The organism is Micromonospora sp. MA102 (assembly GCF_025460765.1).
Classification (GTDB): Bacteria; Actinomycetota; Actinomycetes; order Mycobacteriales; family Micromonosporaceae; genus Micromonospora; species Micromonospora halotolerans.
In genome coordinates this window covers 258,012-284,383 of the sequence record NZ_JAMWEG010000004.1, presented here as the reverse complement: position 1 = coordinate 284,383, position 26,372 = coordinate 258,012, and the positions used below count along the sequence as shown (strand labels likewise).

Below are 26,372 nucleotides of genomic sequence, written 5' to 3'. Positions count from 1 at the left end.
TGTAGGTTCGAGGTCATGACCCCGCCACCACCGCCCACCGGGGCCCCCGTCACCGAGGCGCCCACCACCGACGTGACCCCCGGGCCGGCCCCGGCCGCCGCCCCCGCGCCACCGGCCACCCCGGCGCGCGGCGGCCTCCTGGTCCTGGTCGGCATGCTGCTGGTCGCGGTCAACCTGCGCGCCGCGGTGACCAGCCTGGGCGCCCTGCTCGACGAGATCCGCGACGGGCTGGGCCTCTCCGGCGCGACGGCCGGCCTGGTCACCACGCTGCCCACCATCGCCTTCGCCGGTCTCGGCGCGCTCACCCCGTGGCTGGTCCGCCGCTGGCCCGCCGCGCGGGTGCTGGTGGTGGCCATGGTCGCGTTGACCGTCGGGCAGGTGCTCCGCGTCGTCACCGACTCGGCGGCGGTCTTCGTGCTCACCAGCGCGCTCGCGCTGGCCGGCATCGCGGTCGCCAACATCCTGCTGCCGATGCTGGTCAAGCAGCACTTCCCGCACCGCACCGGGCTGGTCACCGGGGCGTACACGGTGGCGCTGACCGTGGGCACGACGGTGGCCGCGGCCTCGGCGGTGCCGGTCGCCCACGCCTTCGGCTCGTGGCGGGCCGGGCTCGGCGTGTGGGCCGGGCTGGCCGCGGTGGCCGTACTCCCGTGGGTGCCGCTGGCGCTGCGGACCCGGGCCGCGCGCCGGACGGCGACCCCGGCGGTGGCCGCCGCCGCGCCGCCTCGGGTACGGCCGGCGCGCACCCGGCTCGGCTGGGCCATGGCGGTGTACTTCGGGGCGCAGTCGCTCAGCGGGTACGCGATCATGGGCTGGCTGGCGCAGCTCTTCCGGGACGCCGGGTACGCGCCCGAGGCGGCCGGCCTGCTGCTCGCCGGGGTGACCGCGCTCGGCGTGCCGGTGGCCCTGGCGATGCCGGCCCTGGCCGGCCGGCTGCCCACGCTGCGCCCGCTGGTGCTGTCGCTGACCGCGTTCTCCACGGCCGCGTACGTCGGCCTGGCGCTCGCGCCGCACGGCCTCGCGCCGCTCTGGGTGCTGCTGCTGGCCTTCGGCCAGGGCGCGTTCCCGCTGATCCTGACCACGATCGGGCTGCGGGCCCGGACCGCCGAGGGCACGGTCGCGCTCTCCGCCTTCGCGCAGAGCACCGGCTACGTGATCGCCGCGCTCGGCCCGCTGCTGGTCGGGATCCTCTACGAGGCCACCGGGGGCTGGACCGCGCCGATCGGCTTCCTGCTGGTGGCGCTCGCCGTGCAGACGGCGGCGGGCATGGTGATCGCCCGCCCCCGGCACATCGAGGACGAGCGCTGAGGGGAGACGGTCAGGAGGAGGCCGGCGTGGGGTCGCCCGCCACGGCCTGCTCCACCGTCGGGTAGGTGTGCAGCACCTCGACCAGGCCGCTCACCTCGAGGATGCGGAGCACGCCGCGCTGCGGGGCGGCCAGCCGGACCACACCGCCGGCCTCGTCGCAGCTGTTCTTGGCGCGCACGAACACCGACAGCCCGGTGGAGTCACAGAACGACACCTCGGCCAGGTCGAACACGAGGCGGTTGCGCCCCTTGTCCAGCAGGTCCGTGATCTGGTCCTGGAGCTGCGGTGCCGTCGCCATGTCCAGCTCGCCCGCGACCGACACGACGACCACGTCGCCGCGCTGTTCCGTGTGCACCGTCAGGGACATTCGCCGACCTCCTGTGTTCGGTGGAACGGTAACCCACGGAGCTGGCAACGTGCAGAACGGGAGCCGAGAAGGGTGCCGTCGTTCATTCCGTTGCTACGCGACAACTAGTGCCGCAGACCCCGGTGATAGAGTCCGCCAGTCCAGAGTCCAGGGAGGTCACGATGGCGTTGAGCGCCGAACAGAGTGGTCGGCTCGCCCGCCTGCTGACCGAGCACGCCGACCGGCTGACCGAGCGCTGGACGGAGATCGTCGTCGGCTCGCTGCGCGGTCGCCTCAGCCAGGCCGAGCTGAGCCGGCAGGTGCGGGAGCTGCACCGGAGCATGGCCGACGCGGCGGGGAACGGGCTCGCCGACCTGGCCGACGAGCACGGCGGCGAGCTGCGCGCGGTGCTGGCCGAGCTGTCCACGAACCGGGCCCGGCAGGGCTTCAGCGCCACCGAGACCGCGATCAGCGTGTTCGCCATCAAGGACGTGCTGCTCGAGCTCATGGAGCAGGACCAGGACGCGGGCACCCTCCGTGACTTCGTCGCCTTCTCCGCCCTGATCGACCAGATGGGGCTGTTCACCTTCGAGAGCTTCGTGCGCACCCGCGAGGGCCTGATCGCCGACCAGGCGGAGCAGCTGCTGGAGCTGTCCACGCCGGTGGTGAAGCTCTGGGAGGGCGTGGTCGCCGTCCCGCTGGTCGGCACCCTCGACTCGGCCCGCGCCCAGGTGGTGATGGAGCGGCTGCTCCAGACCCTGGTCGACACCGGCTCGCCGTACGCGATCATCGACATCACCGGCGTGCCGGCCGTGGACACCCAGGTCGCCCAGCACATCCTCAAGACCGTGGTGGCCGCCCGGCTGATGGGCGCCGACTGCATCATCTCCGGCATCCGGCCGCAGATCGCGCAGACGATCGTCGCGCTCGGCATCGAGTTCGGCGACATCGCCACCAAGGCGAGCCTGGCCGACGCGCTGCGCCACGTGCTGCGCCTGACCGGCGTCGAGACGACCTCCCGCCGCGCCCGCCGGGAGTCCTGATGGAGCGGGTGCCGATCCTCAAGATCGGCGACATCCTGCTGGTCTCCATCCAGGTCGACATGTCCGACCAGACGGCGATCCAGCTCCAGGAGGACCTCGCGGAGCGGATCGTCGCCACCGGCTGCCACGGCGTGATCATCGACATCACGGCGCTGGACATCGTCGACTCCTTCGTCGGCCGGATGCTCTCCACCATCGCGTCGATCTCCAAGGTGCTCGACGCCGAGACGGTGGTGGTCGGGATGCGTCCCGCCGTCGCCATCACCCTGGTCGAGCTGGGGCTGTCGCTCAACGGCATCCGTACCGCGCTGAACGTGGAGCGCGGCATGGAGCTGATCGCGGCGAGCCGGGCCGACGAGTGGGACGAGGTGGACGGCGACGAGGACGCCGAGACGACGGCCACGTCATGACCGCCGGCGTCGACCTGGGCGTGCCGGCGACCCAGGCGATCCGCAGCGACGAGGACGTGGTCCGGGTGCGGCAGCTGGTGCGTACCACCGCCGTCGCGGTCCGGCTGTCGCTGGTCGACCAGACGAAGCTGGTCACCGCCGCCAGCGAGCTGGCCCGCAACACGCTGATCTACGGCGGCGGGGGCAGCGCCGAGGTGACCACCGTCGAGGACGGCCGGCGGCGCGGCGTCCGCATCGTCTTCGCCGACGAGGGGCCGGGCATCCCGGACCTCGACGCGGCCCTGACCGACGGCTTCACCACCGGCGGCGGGCTGGGCCTGGGGCTCAGCGGCGCCCGCCGGCTGGTCGACCACTTCGACATCTGGACCGCCGTGGGTGAGGGCACCCGGATCACCGTCACCAAGTGGTCCCGATGAACGCCGACGTGGTCACCGACCACGGTCTCTGGTTCCGCATCGAGAGCGGCGCCACGGCGAGCAGCGTGCGGCGGGCCGCGGAGCGGCTCGGCCGGCAGCTGGAATTCGGCGAGCAGCGCGTCGCCGACCTGGCCATCGTCGCCGCCGAGATCACCACCAACCTGGCCAAGCACGCCCAGCAGGGCACCCTGCTGCTCCGGCCGGTACGCCGGGCCGGGCGGGCCGGGGTGGAGCTGGTGGCGATCGACTCCGGTCCCGGCATGGCCGACCTCGCGCTCTCCTCCGCGGACGGGCACTCCACCACCGGCACGCTCGGCATCGGCCTGGGCGCGATAGTGCGGCAGGCGAGCCGGTTCGACGGCTACTCCCTGCCCGGCCGGGGCACGGTGCTGGCCGTCCAGGTCTGGGACGGTCCGGTGCCCGAGCCGGACTGGGCCGGTGCGCTGGTCCGGCCGATCACCGGTGAGCAGGTCAGCGGCGACGGCTACGCGGTGCGGATGGTCGACGGCCGGCGGCAGGTGCTGGTCTGCGACGGCCTGGGACACGGCCCGCTGGCCGCCGCCGCGACCGGGGCCGCGGTCGCCGCGTTCCGCGCCGCGCCGGCCGGCTCGCCGGGCACCGTGGTGCAGCACCTGCACCGGACCATGGGGCACACCCGGGGCGCCGCGCTGGCGGTGGCCGAACCGGACCCCGTGTCGGGCTTGCTGCGGTACGCCGGGCTGGGCAACATCGCAGCCATGATCGTGGCGGTGGGTGAGCGGCGGCGGGGGCTCGTCTCGCTGCCCGGCATCGCCGGACACCAGCGCCCCTCGGTGCGGGAGTACGACTACCCGTTCCCGGCCGGGGCGACCCTGGTCATGCACAGCGACGGCGTGGTGGACCGCTGGGACCTGGCCGACTACCCGGGCCTGCCCGGCCGCCCGCCGCTGCTGGTCGCCGCCACCCTGCTCCGCGACGCCGGGATCCGCCGCGACGACGCCTGCGTCCTGGTCGCCCGGGCGGAGCCGTGACCCGACCGGGCGCCGCGGACCCGCTGCTGCACATGGCGCTCCGGGTGGAGCAGGACATCTTCCTGGTCCGGCAGCGCGGCCGGGAGGTGGCCGCCGCCGTCGGGCTGGAGCACCAGGACCAGGTACGCCTGGCCACCGCGCTCAGCGAGGTGGCCCGGGACCTGCTGGGTGCGGTCGGCGGCGCGGACGTCACCTTCGCGGTCGCCGCCGACGCCCACACCGGCCAGCCGACGCTCCGGCTCGACCTGGCCCCGGCCCGTCCCCTGCCCGGCGGCCGGTACGAGCCGCAGTCCGGCGCGGTGGCGCGTCTCGTGGACATGCTGGGCGTGGTGACCGACGGGGGGGATACGGTCGTGAGGATGTCCCGACGAGTCCCGGCCCACGCGCCGCCGCTGACGCCGGAGCGTCTCGACCAGCTCCGGACCGAGCTGGCCGCCAGCGCTCCGGGCACCGCCCTGGACGAGTTGGCCGCGCAGAACACGCAGCTCATCGCCGCCCTCGACGAGGTGCGCAGCCATCGCGACGAGCTGGAGGTGCTCAACTCCGAGCTCCAGGAGACCAACCGCGGTGTGATGGCGCTCTACAACCAGCTCACCGAGGAGCTGGAGGAGACCAACCGCGGTGTGGTGGCGCTCTACGCCGAGCTGGACGAGAAGTCCGCGCAGCTCCGGGCGGCCAGCGAGTCGAAGAGCCGGTTCCTGGCCAACGTGAGCCACGAGCTGCGCGCCCCGGTCACCGCGATCATCGGGCTGGGCCGCCTCCTCGGCGACTCCGCCTCCGATCCGCTCACCGCCGAACAGGCCCGGCAGGTGGGGCTGATCCGGTCCTCCGCGGCCGACCTGCTCGGCCTGGTCAACGAGCTGCTCGACCTGGCCAAGGCCGAGTCGGGCCGGCTCGAGCCGAACTGGGCCGACGTGGACCTGCGCGCGATCTTCGGGCAGCTCCGCGGCACCCTGCGGGCGCTGGCCACCCGGCCGGCCGTGGAGCTGGTGGTGGAGGAGCCGCCCGCCCCGGCGACGCTCCGCTCGGACGAGGTGCTGCTCGCCCAGGTGCTGCGCAACCTGCTGCACAACGGCCTGAAGTTCACCGAGCGGGGCGAGGTGCGGCTGCGGGCGGAACATCGGGGCGACCGCTGGTCGCTGTCGGTCAGCGACACCGGCGCGGGCATCCCGCCGGAGCTGCACGAGCGGATCTTCGAGGAGTTCTACCAGGTGCCCGGCACGACCCGGGTCGGCGGCACCGGCCTCGGCCTGCCGTACGCGCGCCGGCTGGTCACGCTGCTCGGCGGGACGCTGGAGCTGACCAGCGAACCCGGTCGGGGCAGCACCTTCACCGTGCACCTTCCCGCGGGCGGAGCCTGACGGTGGAGGGCGGTCCGGCGACCGTGCTGGTGGTCGACGACAGCAGTCCCAAGCGGTACCTGCTGGTGAGCTGGCTGACCCGGGCCGGCTTCGCGACCATCGAGGCGGAGAACGGCGCCGACGCGCTGGACCGGGTGCGCAAGGAGCCGGTCGACCTCGTGGTGCTCGACGTCCGGCTGCCGGACATGAGCGGCTTCGAGGTCTGCGAGCTGATCAAGGGCGCCAACCCATCGACCCCGGTCATCCACGTCTCCGCGCACGCGGTGGACGTGGTGGACCGGGCGCAGGGGCTGACCCGGGGCGCGGACGCCTACCTGGCCGAGCCGATCGAGCCGGAGGAACTGGTCGCCACCGCGCACGCGGTGCTCCGCTACTACCAGGCCCGGCAGCGGGCCGAGCTGCTCGCCGAGCGGCTGGCCGCGCTGGCCGACGCGACAGTGGAGATGCACGCCGCGTCGAATTTCGTCCGGCTGCTGGAGGCGGCGGCGGCCGGAGCGGCACGGATCTTCAAGAGCCCGGCCGCGGTGGTCGCGGAGACGTTCGACGGCGACTGCCTGGCCGGGGTGGCCGCCGGCCCGGAGGCGCAGCCGGTGATCGTGCCGTGGACGGTCGACGACACCGGGCTCCCGACCGGCACCCGGGTCCGGGTCGACGAACCGGGTGCCTGGGACCTGACCGCCTGGCCCGCCGGCGACACGGTGACCGTGGCCGCCGCCCGGCTGCGGGAGGACCGGGCCCCGCTCTACGTGGTGGTGCCGACCGCCACCCAGACCGTGCGGACCCCGGTGCTGGTGCAGCTCGCCCAGGCGGTCGCCTCGGCGGTCGAGGCCCAGCGCTCCTTCGACCAGGAGCACCGCATCGCGGTGACCCTCCAGCGCAGCCTGCTGCCCCGCCGGCTGCCCGAGGTCGCCGGCCTCGACCTGGCCGTCCGCTACGAGCCGGCGAGCGCCCACACCGAGGTGGGCGGGGACTTCTACGAGCTGGTGATGCTCGACGGTCACCTGCTGGTGGCCATCGGCGACGTGGCCGGGCACTCGCTGCACGCCGCCACGGTGATGGCCGAGCTGCGGCACGCGGTGCGCGCGTACGCGGTCGAGGGGCATCCGCCGGGCGTGATCCTGGACCGGGTCAACGAGCTGATGCGTACCCTGCTGCCGGCCGAGCTGGCCACCATCTGCGTGTTGCTGCTCGATCCGGGCAGCGGCCTGATCCGGCTGGCCAGCGCCGGGCACCTGCCGGCCCTGGTCAGCGGCGACGGGCGGACCGAGTTCGTGCAGCAGTCGGCGCCGCTGCTCGGGGTGCGCGCGCCCCGCCCGCCGGACCTGGAGTTCGTGCTGCCGGCCGGGGCCACGCTGGTCCTCTACACCGACGGGCTGATCGAGCGGCGGGACGCCACCATCGACGAGGGCATGGCCGCGCTCGCCGCGGTGGCCACCCGGGTCGACGACGACCTCGACCAGTTCTGCCGGCGGCTGCTGGTCGAGCTGGCGCCGCCGGAGATCCACGACGACGTCGCGGTGGTCGCCGTCCGCCGCCGCTGAGCCCCTTCCGGGTCACCGGCCGCGCGAGGCCGCCAGCGAGCGGGCGTACGCGGCCGGCGACACCCCGGCCACCGCGGTGAACTCGCGGACCAGGTGGGCCTGGTCGGCGTACCCCAGATCGGCGGCGACCCGCGACCAGTCCAGCGGCCCGGCGGCGGCCTGCTCGATGGCCTCCTGGAGCCGGTAGCGGCGGATCACCCACTTCGGACCGACGCCGACGTGGTCCAGGAACAGCCGCTGGAGCCGCCGGGTGGAGGCGCCGTGCCGCCGGGCGAAGTCGTCGACGCGCAGGACGCTCCGGTCGGCGCGGATCTCCTCGACCAGGGCGGTGGCCTCGGCGGTGAGCGGGTCCGGCGCCGGCTGCCAGGCGGTGAGCAGGTCGTCCAGCCGGCGGCACCGCTGCTCGTCGGTGCCCGGGCAGACCGGCCCGGCGGCGAACGGCGCGGCGGGGGCCGGGCCGGCCGGTGGTGGCCCGGCGGGCAGCGGGAGGCGCCGGCCGGTCAGCTCGGAGACCGGGCGGCGCCAGAAGGGGCGGAAACCGCCCGGGCGGAACTGCACGCCGGTGACCCGGCCGGTGCCGTGCAGGGTGACCGTGAACAGGCCGGTGTCCACGCCCGCGATCTCGCCGTGCTCCGGCTCGCCGGCCTGGACCTGGAACACCACGTTGACCGCGGGGTGCGGGACGAGCCGCTGGTCGAACGGCTCGGTGAGCGCCCAGTCGATCAGCCAGTAGTGCTCGACCCAGGGGCGCAGCGCCGGGGCGGGCAGCCGGCGCCGGAAGCGGACCCGCCGCTGGAGCAGGCCGGGGTCGAGGATGCCCCGGGTGTCCCGCCGCGGTTCGTGTCGCATTTCTTCAAGACCGCCCTCATACGCTGGTCCCTATGAGCACGAAGACTAGTGAGCTGCTGGCCGCCGCGGCGCCCCGGACGGCGACGGTGGTCCAGGGCATCTCCGACGACCAGCTCGGCCGGCCCACCCCGTGCCCGGACTACACGGTGCGCGACCTGCTCAACCACCTCTTCGACGTGGTGGTCAACTTCCAGGACCTGGCCCGCCGGCGGGAGGTCGACTGGTCGGCCAAGACCGACCACCTCACCGAGGGCTGGCGGGACCGGTTCGCGACCGAGGCCGACCGCCTGGCGCGGGCCTGGTCGGACCCGGCGGCGCTGGAGGGTGTCTCGCCCGGCATGGGCCTGCCGCAGGAGACCGTCGGCGACATGGCCCTCATCGACCTCACCGTGCACGGCTGGGACCTGGCGCGCGCGACCGGCCAGCGGCTGGAGGTCGACCCGGCGGTGCTCGCGGCGGGGCACGGCTTCATGGACCGGATGGGCGACACCGGGCAGAAGATGGGCGCCTTCGGGGAGCCGGTCCCGACCAGCGCCGAGCCGACCACGCTGGACGCCCTTCTCGGGCGGACCGGCCGCGACCCCTCCTGGACCCCCTGACCCGACCGGCCCGTGCGGCGACCCGCCGTACGGGCCGGTCTTGACACCACTATTCGCTCGATGAATAGTGTGGGCGTGTCCACTCAGCACGTACTGCTCGGGCTGCTCGCGCGCGGCCCCCGGCACGGCTACGAGCTGAAGCGCGCCCACGACGAGCGGCTGCCCCGGGCCCGGCCGCTCGCCTTCGGGCAGGTCTACGCCACCCTGGCCCGGCTCCAGCGGGACGGCCTGGTCGCACCGGCCGGGCAGGCCCGCGAGGGCGGACCCGACCGGACGTCCTACGCGCTCACCGGGGAGGGGCGCGCCGCGCTCGACCGGTGGCTGGCCACCGTCGAGCCGCCGATGCCGTACGTGGCGAGCACCCTCTTCGCCAAGGTGGTGGTCGCGCTCATGGTGGCCGACGTCGAGCGGGCCCGCGCCTACCTGATCGCCCAGCGCCGGGCGCACACCGAGCGGCTGCGCGAGCTGACCGCGGTGAAGACCGCCCCGGCGGCCGGCCTCGACGACGTGATCGCGGCCGACTTCGCCATCGCCCATCTCGACGCCGACCTGCGGTGGCTGCACACCACCCTCGAACGGGTCGCCGACTGGCACCGGGAGGTGCACTCGTGAGTTTCCTGGAGGCGCGCGGCGTGGTCCGGGCGTACGGGCCGACGCCGGCCCTGCGCGGCGTGACGCTCGACGTGGCAGCGGGCGAGATCGTCGCCGTCACCGGCCCGAGCGGCTGCGGCAAGTCCACCCTGCTGCACTGCCTCGCCGGCATCCTGCGCCCGGACGCCGGGCAGGTCACCTGGCGCGGGGAGCGGATCGACGAGTGGTCCGAGTCGGCCCGGTCCCGGCTGCGGCGCACCGAGTTCGGGGTGCTCTTCCAGTTCGGCCAGCTCGTCGCCGAGCTGACCGCGGCGGAGAACGTCGCCCTTCCGCTGCTTCTCGCCGGCACGGGGCGGCGAGAGGCGCGGACGGCGGCGGTCACCTGGCTGGAGCGGCTCGGCGTGGCCGAGGTCGCCGACGCCCGGCCGGGCGAGATGTCCGGCGGCCAGCAGCAGCGGTGTGCCCTGGCCCGGGCCCTGGTCACCGAGCCTCGGGTGCTCTTCGCCGACGAGCCCACCGGCGCGCTGGACACGCTCACCGGCGAGCAGGTGCTCACCCAGCTCGTCCGGCTCGCCCGGGAGCAGCGCACCGCCGTCGTGCTGGTCACCCACGAGCCGCGGATCGCCGCGTACGCCGACCGCGAGGTGACCCTGCGCGACGGGGTGGTCGACCAGTCGGGCCTCGGTCTCGACGTGCCGGTGTCCGGCGGGCACCGGTGAGCCCGGGCACCCTGTTCCGGCTCGCCCGGGCCGGCACCCGGACCGACGCCGCCCGGGTCGCGCTGACCGCGCTGAGCGCCGCCCTGGCCACGCTGGTCGGGCTGGCCGCGCTCACCGTGCTGGCCATACCCACCCCACCGGCCACCGACGGCGACTCCGTCCGCTGGTCCCTTCAATACACCAACGGGCTGCTGCGCGAGCCGGGCCTGCGCGGCGGGCTGGCGTTCGGCCTGCTGCTGCTCGTGGTGCCGGTGCTCGGGCTGGCCGGGCAGTGCGCCCGGCTCGGCGCGCCGGCCCGGGACCGCCGCCTGGCCGCGTTCCGGCTGGCCGGGGCGACCCCGCACCAGGTCACCCGGATCGCGGCCGCGGAGACCGGGCTGGCCAGCCTGCTCGGGACCGTCGGTGGCCTCGCCGCCTTCCTGGCCGGCCACCGGCTGCTGCACCGGCCCGGCACCGACGGCCGGCTGCCGCTGCCCACCGACGTCCAACCGGCCCAGCCGGCCATGCTGGCCGTGGTGCTCGGCCTGCCGCTGCTCACCGCCCTGGTCAGCGCGGTGCTGCTGCGCCGCGTCACCACCACCCCGTTCGGCGTGGTCCGTCGGGTCCGCACGCGGGCGCCCTGGCCCTGGCCCGGCCTGCTGATCCTGGTGGGGCTGGCCCTGTTCGCCGCGTTCCGGCCGGTCGGCCTCTGGTACGAGCGGCGGCACGCCCAACCGCCGCCCTGGCTGCTGCCGACGCTGCTGATCCTCGGGGCCCTGGCCGCCATGGTCGGGGTGATCGCCGGCACCGGCTGGCTCTCCCATCTCGCCGGCCGCCTGCTGCACCGCTACGGCCGCCGCCCGGCCGCGCTGCTCGCCGCCCGCCGGTTGACCGCCGACCCGTGGGCGGGCAGCCGCACCTTCGCCGCGCTGCTGGCCGCGCTGATCTTCGGTGCGGGCGCCGCCGCCGTCCGGGCCGACTTCCTGGCCCGGATGGAGCTGAACCGCCGGACCGGCGCGGGGCTCGCCGGCTCGGACTCCTTCTATCTCGGCGCGATGGATCTGGTCGACCTGGCCGTCGCCGTCTCCGTGGCGATCGCGGCCGGCGGGCTGCTGGTGGCGGTCGTCGAGGGCATCACCACCCGGCGCCGGGCCTACGCGGCGCTGGTGGCGACCGGGGTGCCCCGCGCCACCATCGGCCGCTCGCTGCTCTGGCAGTCGCTCGCCCCGGCGGTGCCCGCGATCGGCCTCGCGCTGGCCGTCGGCTACCTGCTGGTCCGGGGCGTGTTCCCCGCGCCGAGGGACGGGGGCTACGCGCAGGAGGTCTGCGACGCGGGCGAGCGGCTCTGCGGGGATCCGGCCACCCGGGCCCGGTACACCCGCACCGAGTGGGTGCCCGAGGTGACCGTCCCGCCGCACGTGCCGTGGGAGCAGCTGGCCTGGTTCGCGGCCGCCGGGCTGGCCGCGGTGCTGCTCACCGTCGGCGTCGGCCTGCTCTTCCTGCGCGCCAGCACGACGGTCGAGGAGCTGCGCACGACCTGACGTGACGCCACGGGTGCCACCGGCGCTGTTTGCCTCGGGAGGCCGGGATGGCCTCCCGAGCCGGCGTACCGGGCCGGCGGGAGCGACAGCGGGAGACCAGTACCATGCCGAACCAGCCGGGCGCCGCGCCGCCGGTGTTCGTCGACCGGACCGGCCGGCGCCGCCGGCTGACCGTGATCGCCGGCGTGGCGATGGGCCTCGGCCTGCTCACCAGCTTCGGCCTGATCCTGGCCGGGCTGTTCTTCGACTCGTCGGTGCCGCTGCCCGGCTGGTCCGACAAACCGCCGCCGATCGAGGCCGGAGTCGACGCTCCGCCGCGGGGCGGGAAGCCGACCAGCCCGAGCCCACGGCCCCCGTCGGTGACCAGCACCAGCCCGTCGGCGCCCGCGCCGGCCGCCAGCCGCACGACCGCTCCCACCCGGGCCGCCACCTCGGCGACGCCCCACCCCACCACCAGCGTGCCCGGACAGGGCGACGAGCGGCGCAACAGCGCCCGGCCGAGCCGGCCGGGCAAGCCCTGACCATGGCGCGACACGTCGCCCGCCCCGACCCCCGGGCACACTGGGTGCTGCTCCTGCTGGGCCTCGTCGCCCTGCTCGCCGCGTTGAGCTTCCACGGCCTGGTCAGCGCCGTCGGCGGCGGCGCCGGCCCGGACCAGGCGCCCGCCTCGCCCCCACCACGCGCGGTCGCCACCGGCGGGCCGGTGCTGCGGCTGGACGGCCCCGCGCCGGTCAGCCGGCGGCTGCCCGCGCGCACCCTGGCGCTCACCTTCGACGACGGCCCCGACCCGCGCTGGACGCCGCAGATCCTCGACGTGCTGCGCCGGCACCACGCCCACGCCACGTTCTTCGTGGTCGGCGCGCGGGTGGACGAGCACCCCGACTTGGTCCGGCGGATCCTCGCCGAGGGGCACGAGATCGGCTCGCACACCTTCACCCACGCCGACCTGACCACCGCGCCGGGCTGGCGCGCCGGCGTCGAGCTCTCCTGGACCCGCAACGCGATCGCCGGGGTGACCGGCCGCGAGGTGACCCTGTTCCGGCCGCCCTTCTCGTCGACCACGGACGCCGTCACCGACGCCCAGTACCGGACGCTGCGGGCGGCCGCCGGCAGCGGGCACGTGGCGGTGCTCGCCGACCGGGACGCCAAGGACTGGCAGCGGCCCGGCGTGCCGGCCATCGTGCGGGCCGCCACCCCGGCCGGGGGCGCCGGCGCCGTGGTGCTGATGCACGACGGCGGCGGGGACCGCGGCCAGACCGTGGCCGCCCTGGACCAGATGCTGCCCCGGCTGGCCGCGCAGGGCTACCGGTTCACCACCGTCTCCGCCGGGATCGGCGCGCCCGACTCGATGGTCCCGGCCACCACCGGCGCCCGACTGAGCGGCACCGCGCTGCGCGGGGCGCAGACCGGCGCCGACTGGCTGGCCTCGGCCATGAACGTGCTGCTCGCGGTGGCCCTGGTGCTCGGCGTGGTCCGCCTCGCCGTGCAGGTGGTCTGCGCCCAGCGGCACGTCCGCCGGGTACGCCGGCCCCGCCACCGGCTGCCCGAGGTCGTCGCGCCCGTGTCGGTGATCGTGCCGGCGTACAACGAGGCCGCCAACATCGCCGCCACCGTGCGGTCCCTCGTCGCCAGCGCGTACCCGGCGCTGGAGGTCATCGTGGTGGACGACGGCTCCAGCGACGGCACGGCCGACATCGTCGAACGGATGCGACTGCGCGGGGTACGCGTCATCCGGCAGGCCAACGCCGGCAAGCCGGCCGCGTTGAACACCGGCATCCGGGCCGCCCGGGCCGACCTGCTGGTGCTGGTCGACGGGGACACCGTCTTCCAGCCGGACACCGTGTACCGGCTGGTCCAAGGCTTCGCCGACCCGACCGTGGGTGCGATCAGCGGCAACACCAAGGTGGCCAACCGGCGCCGGCTGCTCGGCCGCTGGCAGCACCTGGAGTACGTGATCGGCTTCAACCTCGACCGCCGGATGTACGACATGCTGGAGTGCATGCCCACCATCCCGGGGGCGATCGGCGCGTTCCGCCGCCAGGTGCTGTTCGGGGTCGGCGGCGTGCCCGCCGACACCCTCGCCGAGGACACCGACCTCACCATGAAGGTGCTCCGGGCCGGCTGGCGGGTGGTGTACGAGGAGAGCGCCATCGCCTGGACCGAAGCGCCCTCGTCGCTGCGCCAGCTGTGGCGGCAGCGCTACCGCTGGTGCTACGGGACCATGCAGGCCATGTGGAAGCACCGCCACGCGCTGCGCGAGCCGGGCGCCGGCGGGAAGCTGGGCCGGCGCGGCCTGCCCTACCTGGCCGTGTTCCAGATCGTGCTGCCGCTGGCCGCGCCGGCCGTCGATATCTTCGCCCTCTACGGGCTGCTCTTCCTGCCCTGGTCCGAGCTGGCGCTGGCCTGGCTGGGCCTGCTCCTGCTCCAGGGCGGCACCGCCGCGTACGCGCTGCGCCTGGACCGGGAGCGGTTCGGCCCGCTCTGGACGCTGCCGCTGCAGCAGCTCGTCTACCGGCAGGTGATGTACCTCGTGGTGGTGCAGTCGGTGGTGACCGCGGTGGTCGGCAACCGGCTGCGCTGGCAGCGGATGGTCCGCACCGGGGAGGCGGCGGCGCTGGTCGGCGGGGCCCCGGTCCGCTGAGTCAGCGCGGGTCGAACAGCCCGGCGGACCAGGCGACGGCCACGCCGATCAGCGCCGAGCAGCAGCAGACCACCAGGGCGGAGGCGACCACACCGAGGATCAGCCAGACCGGTGCGCGCCGGGCCGGTCCCGGCCCGCCCTCCGCCCGCTGCTCGTCCTCGCTCACCCGGGCAGTCTAGGCGGCCGGCGCGGGGCGGCGCCCGGTCCCACGGCGCGGCAGGATGGTGCGATGGAGCTGGTCTCGATCGCCGACGTCCGGGCCGCCGCCGAGGACGTCGCGGGCACCGTGGTGCGCACCCCGCTGCTGCCGACGCTCTGGGACGACGAGCTGTGGCTCAAGCCGGAGAGCCTGCAACCGGTCGGCTCGTTCAAGCTGCGGGGGGCGACCCACGCGGTGGCCCGGCTGGACCCCGCCGCCCGGTCCCGAGGCGTGGTGACCCATTCCTCCGGCAACCACGGGCAGGCCCTGGCGTACGCGGCCCGGGCGTTCGGCGTGCCGTGCACCGTGGTCGTCCCCGAGGGCGCGCCGCGGATCAAGGTGGACCGGATGCGCGCGCTCGGCGCGGACGTGCGGCTCGTGCCGCCGGCCCGCCGGCTCGCCGAGGCCGAGCGGATCGTCGCCGACACCGGGGCCGCGCTCGTGCCGCCGTTCGACCATCCGTGGATCATCGCCGGCCAGGGCACCGTCGGCCTGGAGATCGTCGCCGACCTGCCCGACGTGGACGTGGTGCTCGTGCCGGTGGGTGGCGGCGGGCTCGCCTCGGGCGTGGCCACGGCGGTCAAGGCGCTGCGCCCGTCGGCCGCGGTGATCGGGGTGCAGCCGCTGCTCGCCGCCGACGCCCGCGACTCCCTGGCCGCCGGGCAGGTGGTGGTGTGGGAGGTCGAACGCACCTACCGGACCTGCGCGGACGGCCTGCGCACCAACCTGTCCGAGCTGACCCTGGCCCACCTGCGGGACCGGCTCGACGGCATCGTCACGGTCACCGAGGACGAGATCCTCGCGGCGACCGGGCGGCTGCTCCGGGAGGCCCGGCTGGTGGCCGAGCCGAGCGGCGCGGTCGCGCTGGCCGCCCGGCTCTTCCACCGCGACGAGCTGCCGCCGGGGCGTACCGTCGCGGTGGTCACCGGCGGCAACGCCGACCCGCACGTGCTGGCCCCGCTGCTGGGCTGAGGGGCGGGCGCCGCCCCCCAGCCCGGCGGGTCAGGCGCGGCCCAGCCGGTCGAGGGTCCAGGCGTTGACGAACGCCTCCTCGCGCCAGGCGTCGTACCGGCCGCTGGGGCCGCCGTGGCCGGCGCCCATCTCGGTCTTCAGCAGGTAGTCGCCCTGCGGGGCGACCGCCCGCAGCCGCGCGATCCACTTGGCCGGCTCGTGGTAGAGCACCCGGGTGTCGTTGAGGCTGGTCACCGCGAGGATCGCCGGGTAGTCCACCGCGGCCACGTTCTCGTACGGCGTGTACGACTTCATGTACTCGTAGACCTCGGGGTCGTCGAGCGGGTTGCCCCACTCCTCCCACTCGGTGACCGTCAGCGGCAGCGACGGGTCGAGGATCGAGGTGAGCGCGTCCACGAACGGCACCTGCGCGACGATGCCGGCGAACGCGTCCGGGGCCAGGTTGGCCACCGCGCCCATGAGCAGGCCGCCGGCCGAGGCGCCCCGGGCGACCAGCCGGTCGCTGGCCGTCCAGCCGGCCTTGACCAGGTGCCGGGCGCAGGCCACGAAGTCGGTGAAGGTGTTCTTCTTGGCCAGCAGCTTGCCCTCGTCGTACCAGCGCCGGCCCAGCTCACCGCCGCCGCGGATGTGCGCCACCGCGAAGATCACGCCCCGGTCGAGCAGGCTGAGCCGGGCGATCGAGAACCAGGGGTCCATGCTCGCCTCGTACGACCCGTAGCCGTAGATGACGGCGGGGGCGGAGCCGTCGTGCGGGGTGCCCGTGCGGCACACCAGCGAGATCGGCACCCGGGTGCCGTCGTCGGCGAGCGCCCAGTCCCGGTGCTGCTCGTAGTCGGCCGGGTCGTACTCGCGCCCGTCCGGGCCGGGCCGGACCGGCTTCCGCCGGCGCAGCACCATCTGCCGGGTGACCAGGTCGTAGTCGTAGACCGAGTCCGGGGTGACCAGCGAGGTGTAGCGCAGCCGCACCTCGGCCGTGCGGTATTCCGGGTTGGCGTCGAGGCCGACGCTGTAGATCGGCTCGGGGAAGTCGATGTCGAAGCTGTCGCCCCCGCCGACCGGCAGCACCCGCAGCCCGGTCAGCCCGTTGCTGCGCAGCGAGACGACCAGGTGGTTCTCGAACGCGTCGACGGCCTCCAGCCGGGTGCCGGGGGTGTGCGGGATCAGCGGCGTCCAGTCGCCCGGCGCGTCCGCCGAGGTGTACGCCAGCGCGAAGTCCTCCGCACCGTCGTTGTGCAGGATCAGGAAGCGGTGCCCGTGGTGCTCCACCGCGTACTCGACGCCCTGCCGCCGGGGCGCCACGACGGCCGGCTCGCCGGTGGGGTTGCCGGCCGGGATGACCCGTACCTCGCTGGTGATCTTGCTGTGGATGTCGATCAGCACGAAGCGCTCGGAGCGGGTCAGCTCGACGCCCACCCAGAACCGCTCGTCGTCCTCCTGGTGCACCACCACGTCCTCGGCCGACGGGGTGCCCACGGTGTGCCGCCAGACCCGGTTCGGCCGCCAGGCGTCGTCGACGGTGACGTAGAACAGCGTCGAGGCGTCGCTCGACCAGGCCGTGCCGTAGAAGGTGTCCGGGATCTCGTCGGGACGCACCTCGCCGGTCTGGAGGTCCTTGATCCGCAGGGTGAAGCGCTCGTCGCCGGAGAAGTCGGTGGAGTAGGCCAGCCAGCGCCCGTCCGGGCTGACGTCGAACGCGCCGAGGGCGAAGAAGTCGTGCCCCTCGGCGAGCTGGTTGCCGTCGAGCAGCACCTCCTCGCCGTCGAGCGGGGCGCCGTCCGCGCTGACCGGCGGGGCGGTCTCGCCGTCGCGGACGGCCCGGCGGCACTGCACGCCGTACTGCTGGCCCTCGACCGTGCGGGTGTAGTACCAGTAGCCGTCCTTGCGGGTCGGCACCGACAGGTCGGTTTCCTGGGTGCGCCGGCGGGTCTCCTCGAACAGCTCCGCGCGCAGCCCCGCCAGGTGGGCGGTGCGCGCCTCCGTGTACGCGTTCTCCGCGGTCAGGTAGGCGATCGTCTCCGGGTCGTCCTTGGCGGCGAGCCAGGCGTACTCGTCGACGACGGTGTCGCCGTGGTGGGTCCGCTCGGCCGGAACGCGCTTGGCGACGGGCGCAGGGGTTTCGGTGGTCACGGGCGCCACGTTACCGGCGGTGGGCCGCCCTCAGGTCCGCGCGCCGCCGAAGTGCGGCGACTCGCCGGCGCGGCGTTCGAACATGTGTACGATAACCGCCATGGCGGCTGCAGCGCGTTCCACCGACCGACCCGGAGCCCTCGAGATCACCCGGAAGCTGGCGGAGATCTGCGGCCCGCCGTTCGCCCGCTTCGCCGGCCCGGCCGACGAGGTGGCCGGCCGGACGGCCCGCTGGGTCGCGGTGCCGGGCGGCCCGCACGCCGCGGCCGAGGTGCTCCGGCTGGCCGCGGCGCACGACCTGACCGTGGTGCCCCGCGGCGCCGGCACGAAGATCGACTGGGGCGCCGCGCCGGAGCAGGTGGACATCATGCTCGACACCGGCCGGCTGGCCGGGGTGTGGCACGAGCCGCAGGCCTCCGCGGTGGCCGAGATCGGCGCCGGCACGCCGCTGCGGGCCGTCCAGGCCACTCTGGAGCGCAGCGGCCGGCGCCTCCCCGTCGACGCGCCCTCCCCGGGGGCGACCCTCGGCGGGGTGCTGGCCGCCGACGAGTCCGGCCCGCTGCGCCACCGGCACGGCAGCCCGTGCGCCCAGCTCGTCGGGGTGCGCTACCTCGACGCCGACGGCGAACTGGTCAGCGTGGGGGAGCCGGGCACCGTGCTGCTCGGCCGGGCCGGGCCGGCGCGGGGCGGCGCGGCGGCGCTGTTCGGCGCGGCCGAGGTGCCGGGGCTCGACGTGGCCCGGCTGCTCTGCGGCTCGCAGGGCGGCCTCGGGGTGCTGGTCTCGGCCACCATGCGGGTGCAGGCCGTGCCGGCCGGCCGGGTCTGGGTGTCCCGTCCCGTGTGGACCCCGCTGGAGGTGCACGACCTGGTCCGGGCGGTGCTCGCCGCCCGGCTCGACCCGGCGGCCGTCGAGCTGGACCTGCCGGTGCCCGTGTCGCTGCCGCGCCGGCGGATCCCCGTCTCCCACCCGTCCGTGGCCAACCGGCCCGACCATCCGGCGGTGACCGGGCGTCCGGGGCGGCCGGCCGCCGCGGGCAGCCTGGTGGTGCTCCTGGAAGGCGGCCCCGCCGACGTGGCGGAGCGCGCCGACCGGCTCGCCGCGCTGCTCGGCCCCGAGGCCGTGGTCAACCACGCCGCCCCCGAGTGGTGGGGCCGCTACCCGTTCGCGCCCGGCGACACCGCCCTGCGGATCGAGGTGCCGATCAACGACCTGCACGCCGCCGTCTACGCGCTGCGCGACGCGGCCGGCACCCCGGTGCCGGTCCGCGGCTCGGCCGGGATCGGCGCCGTGCACGCCGCGCTGCCCGGTTCGCTGCCGCCCGAGCGGGTGGCCTCGATCCTCGCCGCCGTCCGGGGGGTGCTCCTCGCCCGCCAGGGCCGCTGCGTGGTGGTCTCCGCTCCCGCGCCGGTCCGCCGGGCCGTCGACCTCTGGGGCGAGCTGCCCACCCTGCCGCGCCTCCGCACGGCCAAGGCCCACCTGGACCCGCACCACCGCCTGTCCCCCGGCCGCCTCCCGGGCGGCCTGTAACCCCGCCCGCCGGCGTCGGGGACGGGGCGGGGTTACAGGGCGTCGTTGCGGAGGACCAGGACCGCTATGTCGTCGCGTGGGGGTTCGACGCTGAAGGCGATGGTGGTGGCGCGGAGGCGGGCGGCGACCACGTCGGCCGAGTAGCCGGCCAGGGGTGCGGCGGCCTCGCGCAGGCGGTCGGTGCCGAACAGTTCCCGGCCGCGCCGCCGCTCGGTGACCCCGTCCGTGTAGAAGATCAGCGCGTCGCCCGGCTTCAGCGCGATCTCGGCGGTCGGGGTGGCGATCGCGTCGAGCAGCCCGAGCGCCGTGCCGCCGGTGCCGACGAAGCCCGCACCGCCGCCGCCGTGCAGCAGGACCGGCCGGTCGTGCCCGGCCAGGTGCAGGGAGACGTCGAGCTGGTCGCCGTCGCCGGGACCGACCGCCGCCAGCGCCAGCGTGCAGTAGCGGCCGCCACCCCGCTCGACAAGCGTCTCGTTGAGCCGGCCGAGCACCTCCGGCAGCGGCTTGCCGTCGCCGACCAGCACCCGGATCACGTCCCGGACCAGCCCGGTCACGGCCGCCGCCTGGACGCCCTTGCCGGAGACGTCGCCGATCACCACGAGCCACCGGCCGTCCGACAGTGGCACCACGTCGTAGAAGTCGCCGCCGACCTCGGCGTCGTCGCCGGTCGGGACGTACTCGGCGGCGAAGCCGATGCCCTCGACCACCGGAAGCACGGGCGGCAGCAGCGACTGCTGGAGGGTCTGCGCGACGCGCCGGCGCTCGGCGTGGATCCGGGCGTTCTCGATGGCCAGGGCGGCCCGCCGGGCCACGTCCTCCAGCACCGAGACCTCGTCGGGGTCGTGCCGGTGCCGCTGGTGGCGGCCCACGGCCAGGGTGCCGAGCCGCTGCCCGCGGGCGATCAGGGGTACGGCGAAGCCCTCCATCGGCCCGCTCAGCGGCACCTGCGCGGCGCTGCGGGACGCCTCCCGCAGCCGGGCCTGGATCGAGTCGGGCCCGGTCTCCTGGAGCACCCGGTGCAGCTGCGGCAGCACCGACTCGTCGGCGTGGCTGGCGGCGGCGAGCCGCAGCCGCCCCCACTCGTCGCTGGTGTGCACCGCGCACCACTGGCCGAGCCGGGGCACCACGAGCTGAGGGACGAGCGCCATGGTCAGCTCGACGTCCAACGACTGGGCGAGCAGCTCGCTGGCCTCGGCCAGGAAGGTCAGCCAGGCCGACCGGCGGACGTCGGCGCGGCGCAGCCGGTCGTTCTCCAGGTGCAGGGAGAGCCGTTCGGCGGCGAGCACCGCGAGGGGCCGGGCGTACGCGGAGGGCGCCGCGTCCAGCTCCAACTCCCCGGCGTACGGGCGGTGCACGGCGAGCGGGACGCGGAGCAGCTCGTTGCCCTCCCGGGGTTGCCGGCCGTAGCGGGCGAGCACCTGGCGGCCCTGCCCGTCGCCACGGTCCAGCCGCACCACACCGCCGGCCGCGCCGACCATCTCGGCGACCCGGGTGAGCAGCCCGGCGGCGAACTCGGGCAGCGGGTCGTCCGCGTACGGGTCGGGGGTGGTCTGCATCAGCTCGCTCATCGCGGCGGCGCTCGGGGTGCCACCGTCGGCCGGCTCGGTGGCCGCGAGTGTGGCGCGGGTCTCGGCCGGCCGGCTGGCCGCACCGAGGCCGGGCCGGTCGAGCCGGAACCAGACGCCCTTCCCGGTGGGCAGGTAGGTGGTGCCCCACCGGCTGGCGAAGTGGTCGACCAGCAGCAGCCCACGCCCGCGCTCGGCGACCTCGGTGATGTCGGAGGTGGTGTTCCGGACGCCGATCATCAGCTCGTCGACCGGGCCGGAGGCGAAGTCGGTGACCGTGACGGTGAGCCCCGCCGGGTCGGCTTCGACCTCGATGTCCAGTTCGGTGCGCGCGTGCTCCACCGCGTTCGTGGTGAGTTCGGTGGTCAGCAGCAGCGCCTCGTTGAGCAGCTCGTCCAGGTCCGCCTCGGCGAGCACGGACCGCACCAGCGCCCGGGCCGCCGCGGGTGTGCGCCGGTCCGCGGGGAGGCGGACCCGCCGGACGTGTTCGTCCGAGCCGCCGTTCATCGCCGGCCCCGTCTCCGCTGGCACCTCCGTATCCTCCACCGCCGCCGCCCCGGGTGCCAAGCGGGTCCGCCGATCCGGTCGGTGGGGGACAGATCGGGCGTGGCGGGCGCCCGGAGCCCGTGGCCTCGACGTGACACGCGGCAGAATGGTGGGATGGCCGCGTGTCGGCACGAGCCTGATGGCCCCCGAGCTGAGCGAGGAACTGATGACCACGGCGAAACAATCGGTAGCCGGGGACGACCACGAGGTGCTCCTCGGTGAGCTGGTGGAGGCGCTGCGACGGGTCCGTCGCGGTGACCTCCGGGTCCGGCTGCCCCGACGGGCCGGTCTGGCCGGCGAGGTGGCGGACTCCTTCAACGACGTGGTGTCGCTGCAGGAGCGGCAGCATCTGGACCTGCGCCGGATCAGTCGGGTGGTCGGTCGCGACGGCCGGCTCACCGAGCGGCTCGACGACGAGGGCCTGGACGGCTCGTGGGCGGAGGGGCAGCGGGCGGTCAACTCGCTGATCGACGACCTGGGCCGCCCGACCACGGAGATCGCCCGGGTGATCGTGGCGGTGGCCGACGGCGACCTGTCCCAGCACATGGCGCTGGAGATCGACGGGCGGCCGCTGCGCGGTGAGTACCTGCGCATCGGCCGGACCGTGAACACGATGGTGGACCAGCTGTCGTCGTTCGCCGACGAGGTGACCCGGGTGGCCCGCGAGGTGGGCACCGAGGGCAAGCTGGGCGGCCAGGCGGACGTCCGGGGCGTGGCCGGCACCTGGAAGGACCTCACCGACTCGGTGAACACCATGGCGTCGAACCTCACCGGTCAGGTGCGGTCGATCTCCCAGGTGGCGACGGCGGTGGCGAAGGGCGACCTGTCGCAGAAGATCACGGTGGGCGCGCGCGGCGAGGTGGCCGAGCTGGCCGACACGATGAACTCCCTCACCGACACGCTGCGGCTCTTCGCCGAGCAGGTGACCCGGGTGGCCCGCGAGGTGGGCACCGAGGGCAAGCTCGGCGGCCAGGCGGACGTGCCGAACGTGGCCGGCACCTGGAAGGACCTGACCGACAGCGTCAACTCGATGGCGTCGAACCTGACCAGCCAGGTCCGCAACATCGCCCAGGTCTCCACGGCGGTGGCCCGCGGCGACCTCTCCCAGAAGATCACCGTGGCCGCCCAGGGCGAGATCCTGGAGCTGAAGGACACCGTGAACACGATGGTGGACCAGCTGTCGTCGTTCGCGGACGAGGTGACCCGGGTGGCCCGCGAGGTGGGCATCGAGGGCAAGCTGGGCGGTCAGGCCCAGGTGCGCGGGGTCTCCGGCACCTGGCGCGACCTGACCGAGAACGTGAACCAGCTCGCCGGCAACCTGACCAGCCAGGTGCGGAACATCTCGCAGGTGTCCACGGCGGTGGCGAAGGGCGACCTCTCGCAGAAGATCACGGTGGACGCGCAGGGCGAGATCCTGGAGCTGAAGAACACCGTGAACACGATGGTGGACCAGCTGTCGTCGTTCGCCGACGAGGTGACCCGGGTGGCCCGCGAGGTGGGCACCGAGGGCAAGCTGGGCGGCCAGGCGCAGGTGAAGGGCGTGAGCGGCACCTGGCGCGACCTGACCGACAACGTGAACTCGATGGCGTCGAACCTGACCAGCCAGGTGCGGAACATCGCCTCGGTCACCACGGCCGTGGCCAAGGGTGACCTGGGTCAGAAGATCACGGTGGACGCGCAGGGCGAGATCCTGGAGCTGAAGAACACCGTCAACACGATGGTCGACCAGCTCTCCTCGTTCGCCGACGAGGTCACGCGGGTGGCCCGCGAGGTCGGCATCGAGGGCAAGCTGGGCGGTCAGGCCCAGGTGAAGGGGGTCAGCGGCACCTGGCGCGACCTCACCGAGAACGTCAACCAGCTCGCCTCGACCCTGACCACCCAGCTCCGGGCGATCTCCCAGGTCTCCACGTCGGTGACCCGCGGCGACCTGACCCAGCGGATCAGCGTGAAGGCGCAGGGCGAGGTCGCCGAGCTGAAGGACAACATCAACCAGATGATCGTCACCCTCCGGGAGACGACCAAGAAGAACGCCGAGCAGGGCTGGCTCGACTCGAACCTGGCCCGCATCGGCGGCCTGCTCCAGGGCCAGCGGGACCTCGGCGAGGTCTGCCGCATGATCATGATGGAGGTGACCCCGCTGGTCGACGCGCAGCTCGGCGCGTTCTTCCTGGCGGACAGCTCCGACGGCAGCATGCGGCTGCGGCTCACCGCCTCCTACGGATACGTCGCCCGCGGGCACGACGTGACCTTCGGGCCGGGCGAGGGGTTGGTCGGGCAGGCCGCCCTGTCCCGGCGGACCATCCGGGTCAACACCCAGCCCGACGGGCACCTGGTGCTCCGGTCCGGCCTGGCCGAGACGCCCCCGGCCGACCTCGTGGTGCTGCCGGTCCTCTTCGAGGGCGAGCTGCTCGGCGTGATCGAGTTCGCCGGCGTGACCACCTTCTCCGAGCTGCACCTGGCGTTCCTGGAGCGGCTCGTGCTCACCATCGGCGTCGCGGTCAACACCATCCAGGCCAACCGGCGTACGGAGGAGCTGCTCGCGCAGTCGCAGCGGCTGGCGCACGAGATGCAGGAGCAGTCGGCGGAGCTCCAGCGCACCAACGCCGAGCTGGAGGACAAGGCGAAGCTGCTCTCCGAGCAGAAGACGAACATCGAGACGCAGAACCGGGAGATCGAGCTGGCCCGGCTGGGCCTGGAGGAGAAGGCGCAGCAGCTCACCCGGGCCTCGGCGTACAAGTCGGAGTTCCTGGCCAACATGAGCCACGAGCTGCGCACGCCGTTGAACTCGCTGCTCCTGCTGGCCCGGCTGCTCGCCGAGAACCCGGAGCAGAACCTGAGCGCCAAGCAGATCGAGTTCGCCCGGACCATCCACAGCGCCGGATCGGACCTGCTCTCGCTGATCGACGACATCCTCGACCTGTCCAAGATCGAGGCGGGCCGGATGGACGTGGAGCCGACCGAGATCCACTTCTCGGAGATCCGCGGCTACGTCGAGCAGGCGTTCGCGCCGCAGGCCGAGGACAAGGGCCTCGACTTCCAGGTGCGGATCAGCAAGGACCTGTCGCCGGCGCTGGTCACCGACGCCCAGCGGCTCCAGCAGATCCTGCGCAACCTGCTCTCCAACGCCGTGAAGTTCACCGACAACGGCGCGGTCACCCTGCGCATCGCGCCGGCCGCCGAGAACGCGGTCTTCGACGTGCCGGCGCTGACCAACGCCCGGCAGGTCATCGCGTTCACGGTGATCGACACGGGCATCGGCATCTCGGACGACAAGCTCTCGCTGATCTTCGAGGCGTTCCAGCAGGCCGACGGCACCACGAGCCGGCGCTACGGCGGCACCGGCCTGGGCCTGTCGATCAGCCGCGACCTGGCCCGCCTGCTCGGCGGCACGATCACCGTGTCCTCCGCGCCCGGGCAGGGGTCGACGTTCACTCTCTTCGTACCGGATGTGCTGGCGCCGGACGCGGTGGTGGCGCCCGCGCCGCCCTCGCCGCAGCGCGCGGGCCTGCCGTCGTCCCTGCTCATGCCCATGGAGCTGCCGCAGCCGCAGGAGACTCCGGCCACCCGCCGGCTGGAGGGCGTGACCGTTCTGATCATCGACGACGACGTCCGGAACGTGTTCGCGCTGACCTCCGCGTTGGAACTCCACGGTATGACCGTGTTGTACTCGGACAACGGGGCGGACGGCGTCCGCCAACTGGCCGAGCATCCGGAGGTGGACATCGTGCTGATGGACGCGATGATGCCGGACCAGGACGGCTACGAGACGACCGCGCAGATCCGGCGCAACCATCGGTTCGCGGACCTGCCGATCGTGTTCCTGACCGCGAAGGCGATGCCCGGTGACCGGGAGTCGGCGATCGCGGCCGGAGGTAGCGACTACATCACCAAGCCGGTGGACCTGGACGAGCTGATCGAGCTGATGGCGTCCTGGATCGGCCGGAGCCGAGGCGAGGAGACTCCGTGACCCAGATGGCCAAGGCGCTGCTGGTGGACGACCGGCGGGAGAACCTGATGGCCCTGGAGGCGATCCTCCAGGGGCTTCCGGTGCAGTCGGTCGCCGTGGAGAGCGGCGAGGCGGCGCTCAAGCAGCTCCTCGTGGACGACTTCGCGGTGATCCTGCTGGACGCGCAGATGCCGGACATGGACGGTTTCGAGACCGCCACGCACATCAAGCGGCGGGAGCGCACCCGGCACGTGCCGATCATCTTCCTCACCGCCGCGGACAAGGACGCCCAGCTCGCCCTGCGGGGCTACGCGGTCGGCGCGGTCGACTACCTGACCAAGCCCTTCGACCCGTGGGTGCTGCGGGCGAAGGTGTCGGTCTTCGTCGAGCTGTGGGTGAAGACGCGGCAGCTCGCCGCCCAGTCGGATCTGGTGCGGGAGCGCGACGCCCAGTGGCGGGTGCTCACCGACGCGGTGGACGAGGCGACCTCGCTGCTGCGCGCCGACGACGACGCGGAGTCCCGGGAGCGTGCGGTGGACCTGCTGGAGCAGGCCCGCTGGGGCAACAACACCTGAGCGTTCAGGCGTCCGCCCGGTCGCCGTGTCCCGTCGCGGCGCGCCGGGCCCGCCACCGTTCGCCGAGCGCGTCGACCTCCTCCTGGACGAAGAGGAAGAAGTCCCGCATCTCGGCCACCCGCTCGCCGGCCGGGGTGCTTCGCCCCCGCAGCGCCTCCACCCCACCGCCGGCGATGTCGATGAAGTTCTTGTAGAGGTTCGTCTTGGTGATGGTGGCCTCGTACCAGGGGTTGACCGGCATCCGGTAGCGGTCGCGCCGGGAGCCCTTGACCGGCTCGCGGACCAGCATGGCGAACTGGGTCAGGTAGCGCACGGCGCCGGACACGGCGGCCGCGCTGACCCCCAGCCGCTCGGCGATCTCGCCGGCCGTGAGCGGCTCGTCCGCGCTCATCACGGTGAAGAGCACCCGGCCGGCCATCCGGGGGAAGCCGACGTCCGCGAAGGCCATCGCCATCCGTTCCACGAAGCGGTGGACCTCTTCCTCGTCCGGGCGGGGCGACTGGGTCATCGACATCGTCTCCTCCGTGCTCATCGCATCCGATCGTCTCTCAGATCTCACT

At 74.4% G+C, this 26,372-nt stretch carries 23 protein-coding genes; 17 read left to right on the top strand and 6 right to left on the bottom strand.

Annotation, left to right across the window (positions count from 1 at the left end; genetic code table 11):
- Positions 1–15: 15 nt before the first annotated feature.
- The gene (locus NFX44_RS11140; RefSeq protein WP_262283422.1) at positions 16–1,308 is read left to right on the top strand and encodes an MFS transporter; all 1,293 of its coding nucleotides are present in this window, start codon (positions 16–18) and stop codon (positions 1,306–1,308) included.
- A 10-nt stretch (positions 1,309–1,318) separates the two neighbouring features.
- Here the strand turns inward: NFX44_RS11140 and NFX44_RS11135 are convergent, their stop codons facing one another.
- Positions 1,319–1,675, bottom strand: a complete 357-nt coding sequence (locus NFX44_RS11135; protein ID WP_091315546.1) for an STAS domain-containing protein — start codon at positions 1,673–1,675, stop codon at positions 1,319–1,321.
- 161 nt (positions 1,676–1,836) lie between these two features.
- Between NFX44_RS11135 and NFX44_RS11130 the strand changes: the two genes are divergently transcribed.
- Genes NFX44_RS11130 through NFX44_RS11105 form a run of 6 tightly spaced genes read left to right on the top strand, consistent with a single transcriptional unit; the run spans position 1,837 to position 7,435 of the window.
- Entirely contained in the window at positions 1,837–2,697 is an 861-nt protein-coding gene (locus NFX44_RS11130; protein WP_262283421.1) for an STAS domain-containing protein, read from the top strand.
- Positions 2,697–3,107 (top strand): STAS domain-containing protein, encoded by a 411-nt coding sequence (locus NFX44_RS11125; RefSeq protein WP_262283420.1) that lies wholly within the window; start codon positions 2,697–2,699, stop codon positions 3,105–3,107. Before NFX44_RS11130 ends, NFX44_RS11125 begins: the two co-directional genes overlap by 1 nt.
- Positions 3,104–3,523 (top strand): ATP-binding protein, encoded by a 420-nt coding sequence (locus tag NFX44_RS11120; protein WP_262283419.1) that lies wholly within the window; start codon positions 3,104–3,106, stop codon positions 3,521–3,523. Before NFX44_RS11125 ends, NFX44_RS11120 begins: the two co-directional genes overlap by 4 nt.
- On the top strand, positions 3,520–4,533 hold the full coding sequence (locus NFX44_RS11115; RefSeq protein ID WP_262283571.1) for an ATP-binding SpoIIE family protein phosphatase: 1,014 nt from the start codon (positions 3,520–3,522) through the stop codon (positions 4,531–4,533). The genes NFX44_RS11120 and NFX44_RS11115 overlap by 4 nt, the downstream gene beginning before the upstream one ends.
- A 32-nt stretch (positions 4,534–4,565) precedes the next feature.
- Complete coding sequence (locus NFX44_RS11110) at positions 4,566–5,894, top strand: sensor histidine kinase (protein ID WP_262283570.1); 1,329 nt, start codon at positions 4,566–4,568, stop codon at positions 5,892–5,894.
- A gap of 2 nt (positions 5,895–5,896) precedes the next feature.
- Complete coding sequence (locus NFX44_RS11105; RefSeq protein WP_262283418.1) at positions 5,897–7,435, top strand: SpoIIE family protein phosphatase; 1,539 nt, start codon at positions 5,897–5,899, stop codon at positions 7,433–7,435.
- Between the two features lie 12 nt (positions 7,436–7,447).
- Here NFX44_RS11105 and NFX44_RS11100 read toward each other — a convergent pair whose 3' ends face one another.
- Positions 7,448–8,284, bottom strand: a complete 837-nt coding sequence (locus NFX44_RS11100; protein WP_262283417.1) for an AraC family transcriptional regulator — start codon at positions 8,282–8,284, stop codon at positions 7,448–7,450.
- Positions 8,285–8,316: 32 nt separating this feature from the next.
- Between NFX44_RS11100 and NFX44_RS11095 the strand changes: the two genes are divergently transcribed.
- The 6 genes from NFX44_RS11095 (at position 8,317) to NFX44_RS11070 (ending at position 14,354) form a co-directional block, all read left to right on the top strand.
- A complete protein-coding gene (locus tag NFX44_RS11095; protein WP_262283416.1) occupies positions 8,317–8,883 on the top strand; it encodes a TIGR03086 family metal-binding protein in 567 nt (188 codons plus the stop codon).
- 75 nt (positions 8,884–8,958) lie between these two features.
- On the top strand, positions 8,959–9,495 hold the full coding sequence (locus NFX44_RS11090) for a PadR family transcriptional regulator (RefSeq protein ID WP_262283415.1): 537 nt from the start codon (positions 8,959–8,961) through the stop codon (positions 9,493–9,495).
- Entirely contained in the window at positions 9,492–10,193 is a 702-nt protein-coding gene (locus NFX44_RS11085; RefSeq protein ID WP_262283414.1) for an ABC transporter ATP-binding protein, read from the top strand. The genes NFX44_RS11090 and NFX44_RS11085 overlap by 4 nt, the downstream gene beginning before the upstream one ends.
- Positions 10,190–11,713, top strand: a complete 1,524-nt coding sequence (locus tag NFX44_RS11080; protein ID WP_262283413.1) for an FtsX-like permease family protein — start codon at positions 10,190–10,192, stop codon at positions 11,711–11,713. Before NFX44_RS11085 ends, NFX44_RS11080 begins: the two co-directional genes overlap by 4 nt.
- A gap of 104 nt (positions 11,714–11,817) precedes the next feature.
- On the top strand, positions 11,818–12,234 hold the full coding sequence (locus tag NFX44_RS11075; protein WP_262283412.1) for a hypothetical protein: 417 nt from the start codon (positions 11,818–11,820) through the stop codon (positions 12,232–12,234).
- Positions 12,235–12,236: 2 nt separating this feature from the next.
- Complete coding sequence (locus NFX44_RS11070; protein WP_262283411.1) at positions 12,237–14,354, top strand: bifunctional polysaccharide deacetylase/glycosyltransferase family 2 protein; 2,118 nt, start codon at positions 12,237–12,239, stop codon at positions 14,352–14,354.
- Position 14,355: 1 nt separating this feature from the next.
- Here the strand turns inward: NFX44_RS11070 and NFX44_RS11065 are convergent, their stop codons facing one another.
- A complete protein-coding gene (locus tag NFX44_RS11065) occupies positions 14,356–14,520 on the bottom strand; it encodes a hypothetical protein (protein ID WP_262283410.1) in 165 nt (54 codons plus the stop codon).
- Between the two features lie 63 nt (positions 14,521–14,583).
- On the opposite strand from NFX44_RS11065, the gene NFX44_RS11060 reads away from it, so the two are divergent.
- Complete coding sequence (locus NFX44_RS11060) at positions 14,584–15,525, top strand: threonine/serine dehydratase (RefSeq protein ID WP_262283409.1); 942 nt, start codon at positions 14,584–14,586, stop codon at positions 15,523–15,525.
- A 30-nt stretch (positions 15,526–15,555) separates the two neighbouring features.
- Here NFX44_RS11060 and NFX44_RS11055 read toward each other — a convergent pair whose 3' ends face one another.
- A complete protein-coding gene (locus tag NFX44_RS11055) occupies positions 15,556–17,652 on the bottom strand; it encodes a S9 family peptidase (protein ID WP_262283408.1) in 2,097 nt (698 codons plus the stop codon).
- Positions 17,653–17,752: 100 nt separating this feature from the next.
- Between NFX44_RS11055 and NFX44_RS11050 the strand changes: the two genes are divergently transcribed.
- The gene (locus NFX44_RS11050; protein WP_262283407.1) at positions 17,753–19,180 is read left to right on the top strand and encodes an FAD-binding oxidoreductase; all 1,428 of its coding nucleotides are present in this window, start codon (positions 17,753–17,755) and stop codon (positions 19,178–19,180) included.
- Positions 19,181–19,212: 32 nt separating this feature from the next.
- Here NFX44_RS11050 and NFX44_RS11045 read toward each other — a convergent pair whose 3' ends face one another.
- The gene (locus NFX44_RS11045) at positions 19,213–21,276 is read right to left on the bottom strand and encodes a SpoIIE family protein phosphatase (protein WP_262283406.1); all 2,064 of its coding nucleotides are present in this window, start codon (positions 21,274–21,276) and stop codon (positions 19,213–19,215) included.
- Between the two features lie 181 nt (positions 21,277–21,457).
- Between NFX44_RS11045 and NFX44_RS11040 the strand changes: the two genes are divergently transcribed.
- Positions 21,458–25,258, top strand: coding sequence for a HAMP domain-containing protein (locus tag NFX44_RS11040; protein ID WP_262283569.1), 3,801 nt, complete (start codon positions 21,458–21,460; stop codon positions 25,256–25,258).
- Positions 25,255–25,812 carry a two-component system response regulator gene (locus NFX44_RS11035; protein WP_262283405.1) on the top strand — a complete coding sequence of 186 codons (558 nt, stop codon included), beginning with the start codon at positions 25,255–25,257 and terminating at the stop codon, positions 25,810–25,812. Before NFX44_RS11040 ends, NFX44_RS11035 begins: the two co-directional genes overlap by 4 nt.
- 4 nt (positions 25,813–25,816) lie before the next feature.
- On the opposite strand, the gene NFX44_RS11030 is transcribed toward NFX44_RS11035, so the two are convergent.
- Complete coding sequence (locus NFX44_RS11030; protein ID WP_262283404.1) at positions 25,817–26,344, bottom strand: GbsR/MarR family transcriptional regulator; 528 nt, start codon at positions 26,342–26,344, stop codon at positions 25,817–25,819.
- Between the last annotated feature and the right edge of the window lie 28 nt (positions 26,345–26,372).

Excerpts from the sequence above, each read along its gene's own strand:
- NFX44_RS11140 (WP_262283422.1), top strand. The coding sequence starts at position 16 with ATGACCCCGCCACCACCGCCCACCGGGGCCCCCGTCACCGAGGCGCCC.
- NFX44_RS11135 (WP_091315546.1), bottom strand. The coding sequence starts at position 1,675 with ATGTCCCTGACGGTGCACACGGAACAGCGCGGCGACGTGGTCGTCGTG.
- NFX44_RS11130 (WP_262283421.1), top strand. The coding sequence starts at position 1,837 with ATGGCGTTGAGCGCCGAACAGAGTGGTCGGCTCGCCCGCCTGCTGACC.
- NFX44_RS11125 (WP_262283420.1), top strand. The coding sequence starts at position 2,697 with ATGGAGCGGGTGCCGATCCTCAAGATCGGCGACATCCTGCTGGTCTCC.
- NFX44_RS11120 (WP_262283419.1), top strand. The coding sequence starts at position 3,104 with ATGACCGCCGGCGTCGACCTGGGCGTGCCGGCGACCCAGGCGATCCGC.
- NFX44_RS11115 (WP_262283571.1), top strand. The coding sequence starts at position 3,520 with ATGAACGCCGACGTGGTCACCGACCACGGTCTCTGGTTCCGCATCGAG.
- NFX44_RS11110 (WP_262283570.1), top strand. The coding sequence starts at position 4,566 with ATGGCGCTCCGGGTGGAGCAGGACATCTTCCTGGTCCGGCAGCGCGGC.
- NFX44_RS11100 (WP_262283417.1), bottom strand. The coding sequence starts at position 8,284 with ATGCGACACGAACCGCGGCGGGACACCCGGGGCATCCTCGACCCCGGC.
- NFX44_RS11095 (WP_262283416.1), top strand. The coding sequence starts at position 8,317 with ATGAGCACGAAGACTAGTGAGCTGCTGGCCGCCGCGGCGCCCCGGACG.
- NFX44_RS11075 (WP_262283412.1), top strand. The coding sequence starts at position 11,818 with ATGCCGAACCAGCCGGGCGCCGCGCCGCCGGTGTTCGTCGACCGGACC.
- NFX44_RS11070 (WP_262283411.1), top strand. The coding sequence starts at position 12,237 with ATGGCGCGACACGTCGCCCGCCCCGACCCCCGGGCACACTGGGTGCTG.
- NFX44_RS11060 (WP_262283409.1), top strand. The coding sequence starts at position 14,584 with ATGGAGCTGGTCTCGATCGCCGACGTCCGGGCCGCCGCCGAGGACGTC.
- NFX44_RS11050 (WP_262283407.1), top strand. The coding sequence starts at position 17,753 with ATGGCGGCTGCAGCGCGTTCCACCGACCGACCCGGAGCCCTCGAGATC.
- NFX44_RS11040 (WP_262283569.1), top strand. The coding sequence starts at position 21,458 with ATGACCACGGCGAAACAATCGGTAGCCGGGGACGACCACGAGGTGCTC.
- NFX44_RS11030 (WP_262283404.1), bottom strand. The coding sequence starts at position 26,344 with ATGAGCACGGAGGAGACGATGTCGATGACCCAGTCGCCCCGCCCGGAC.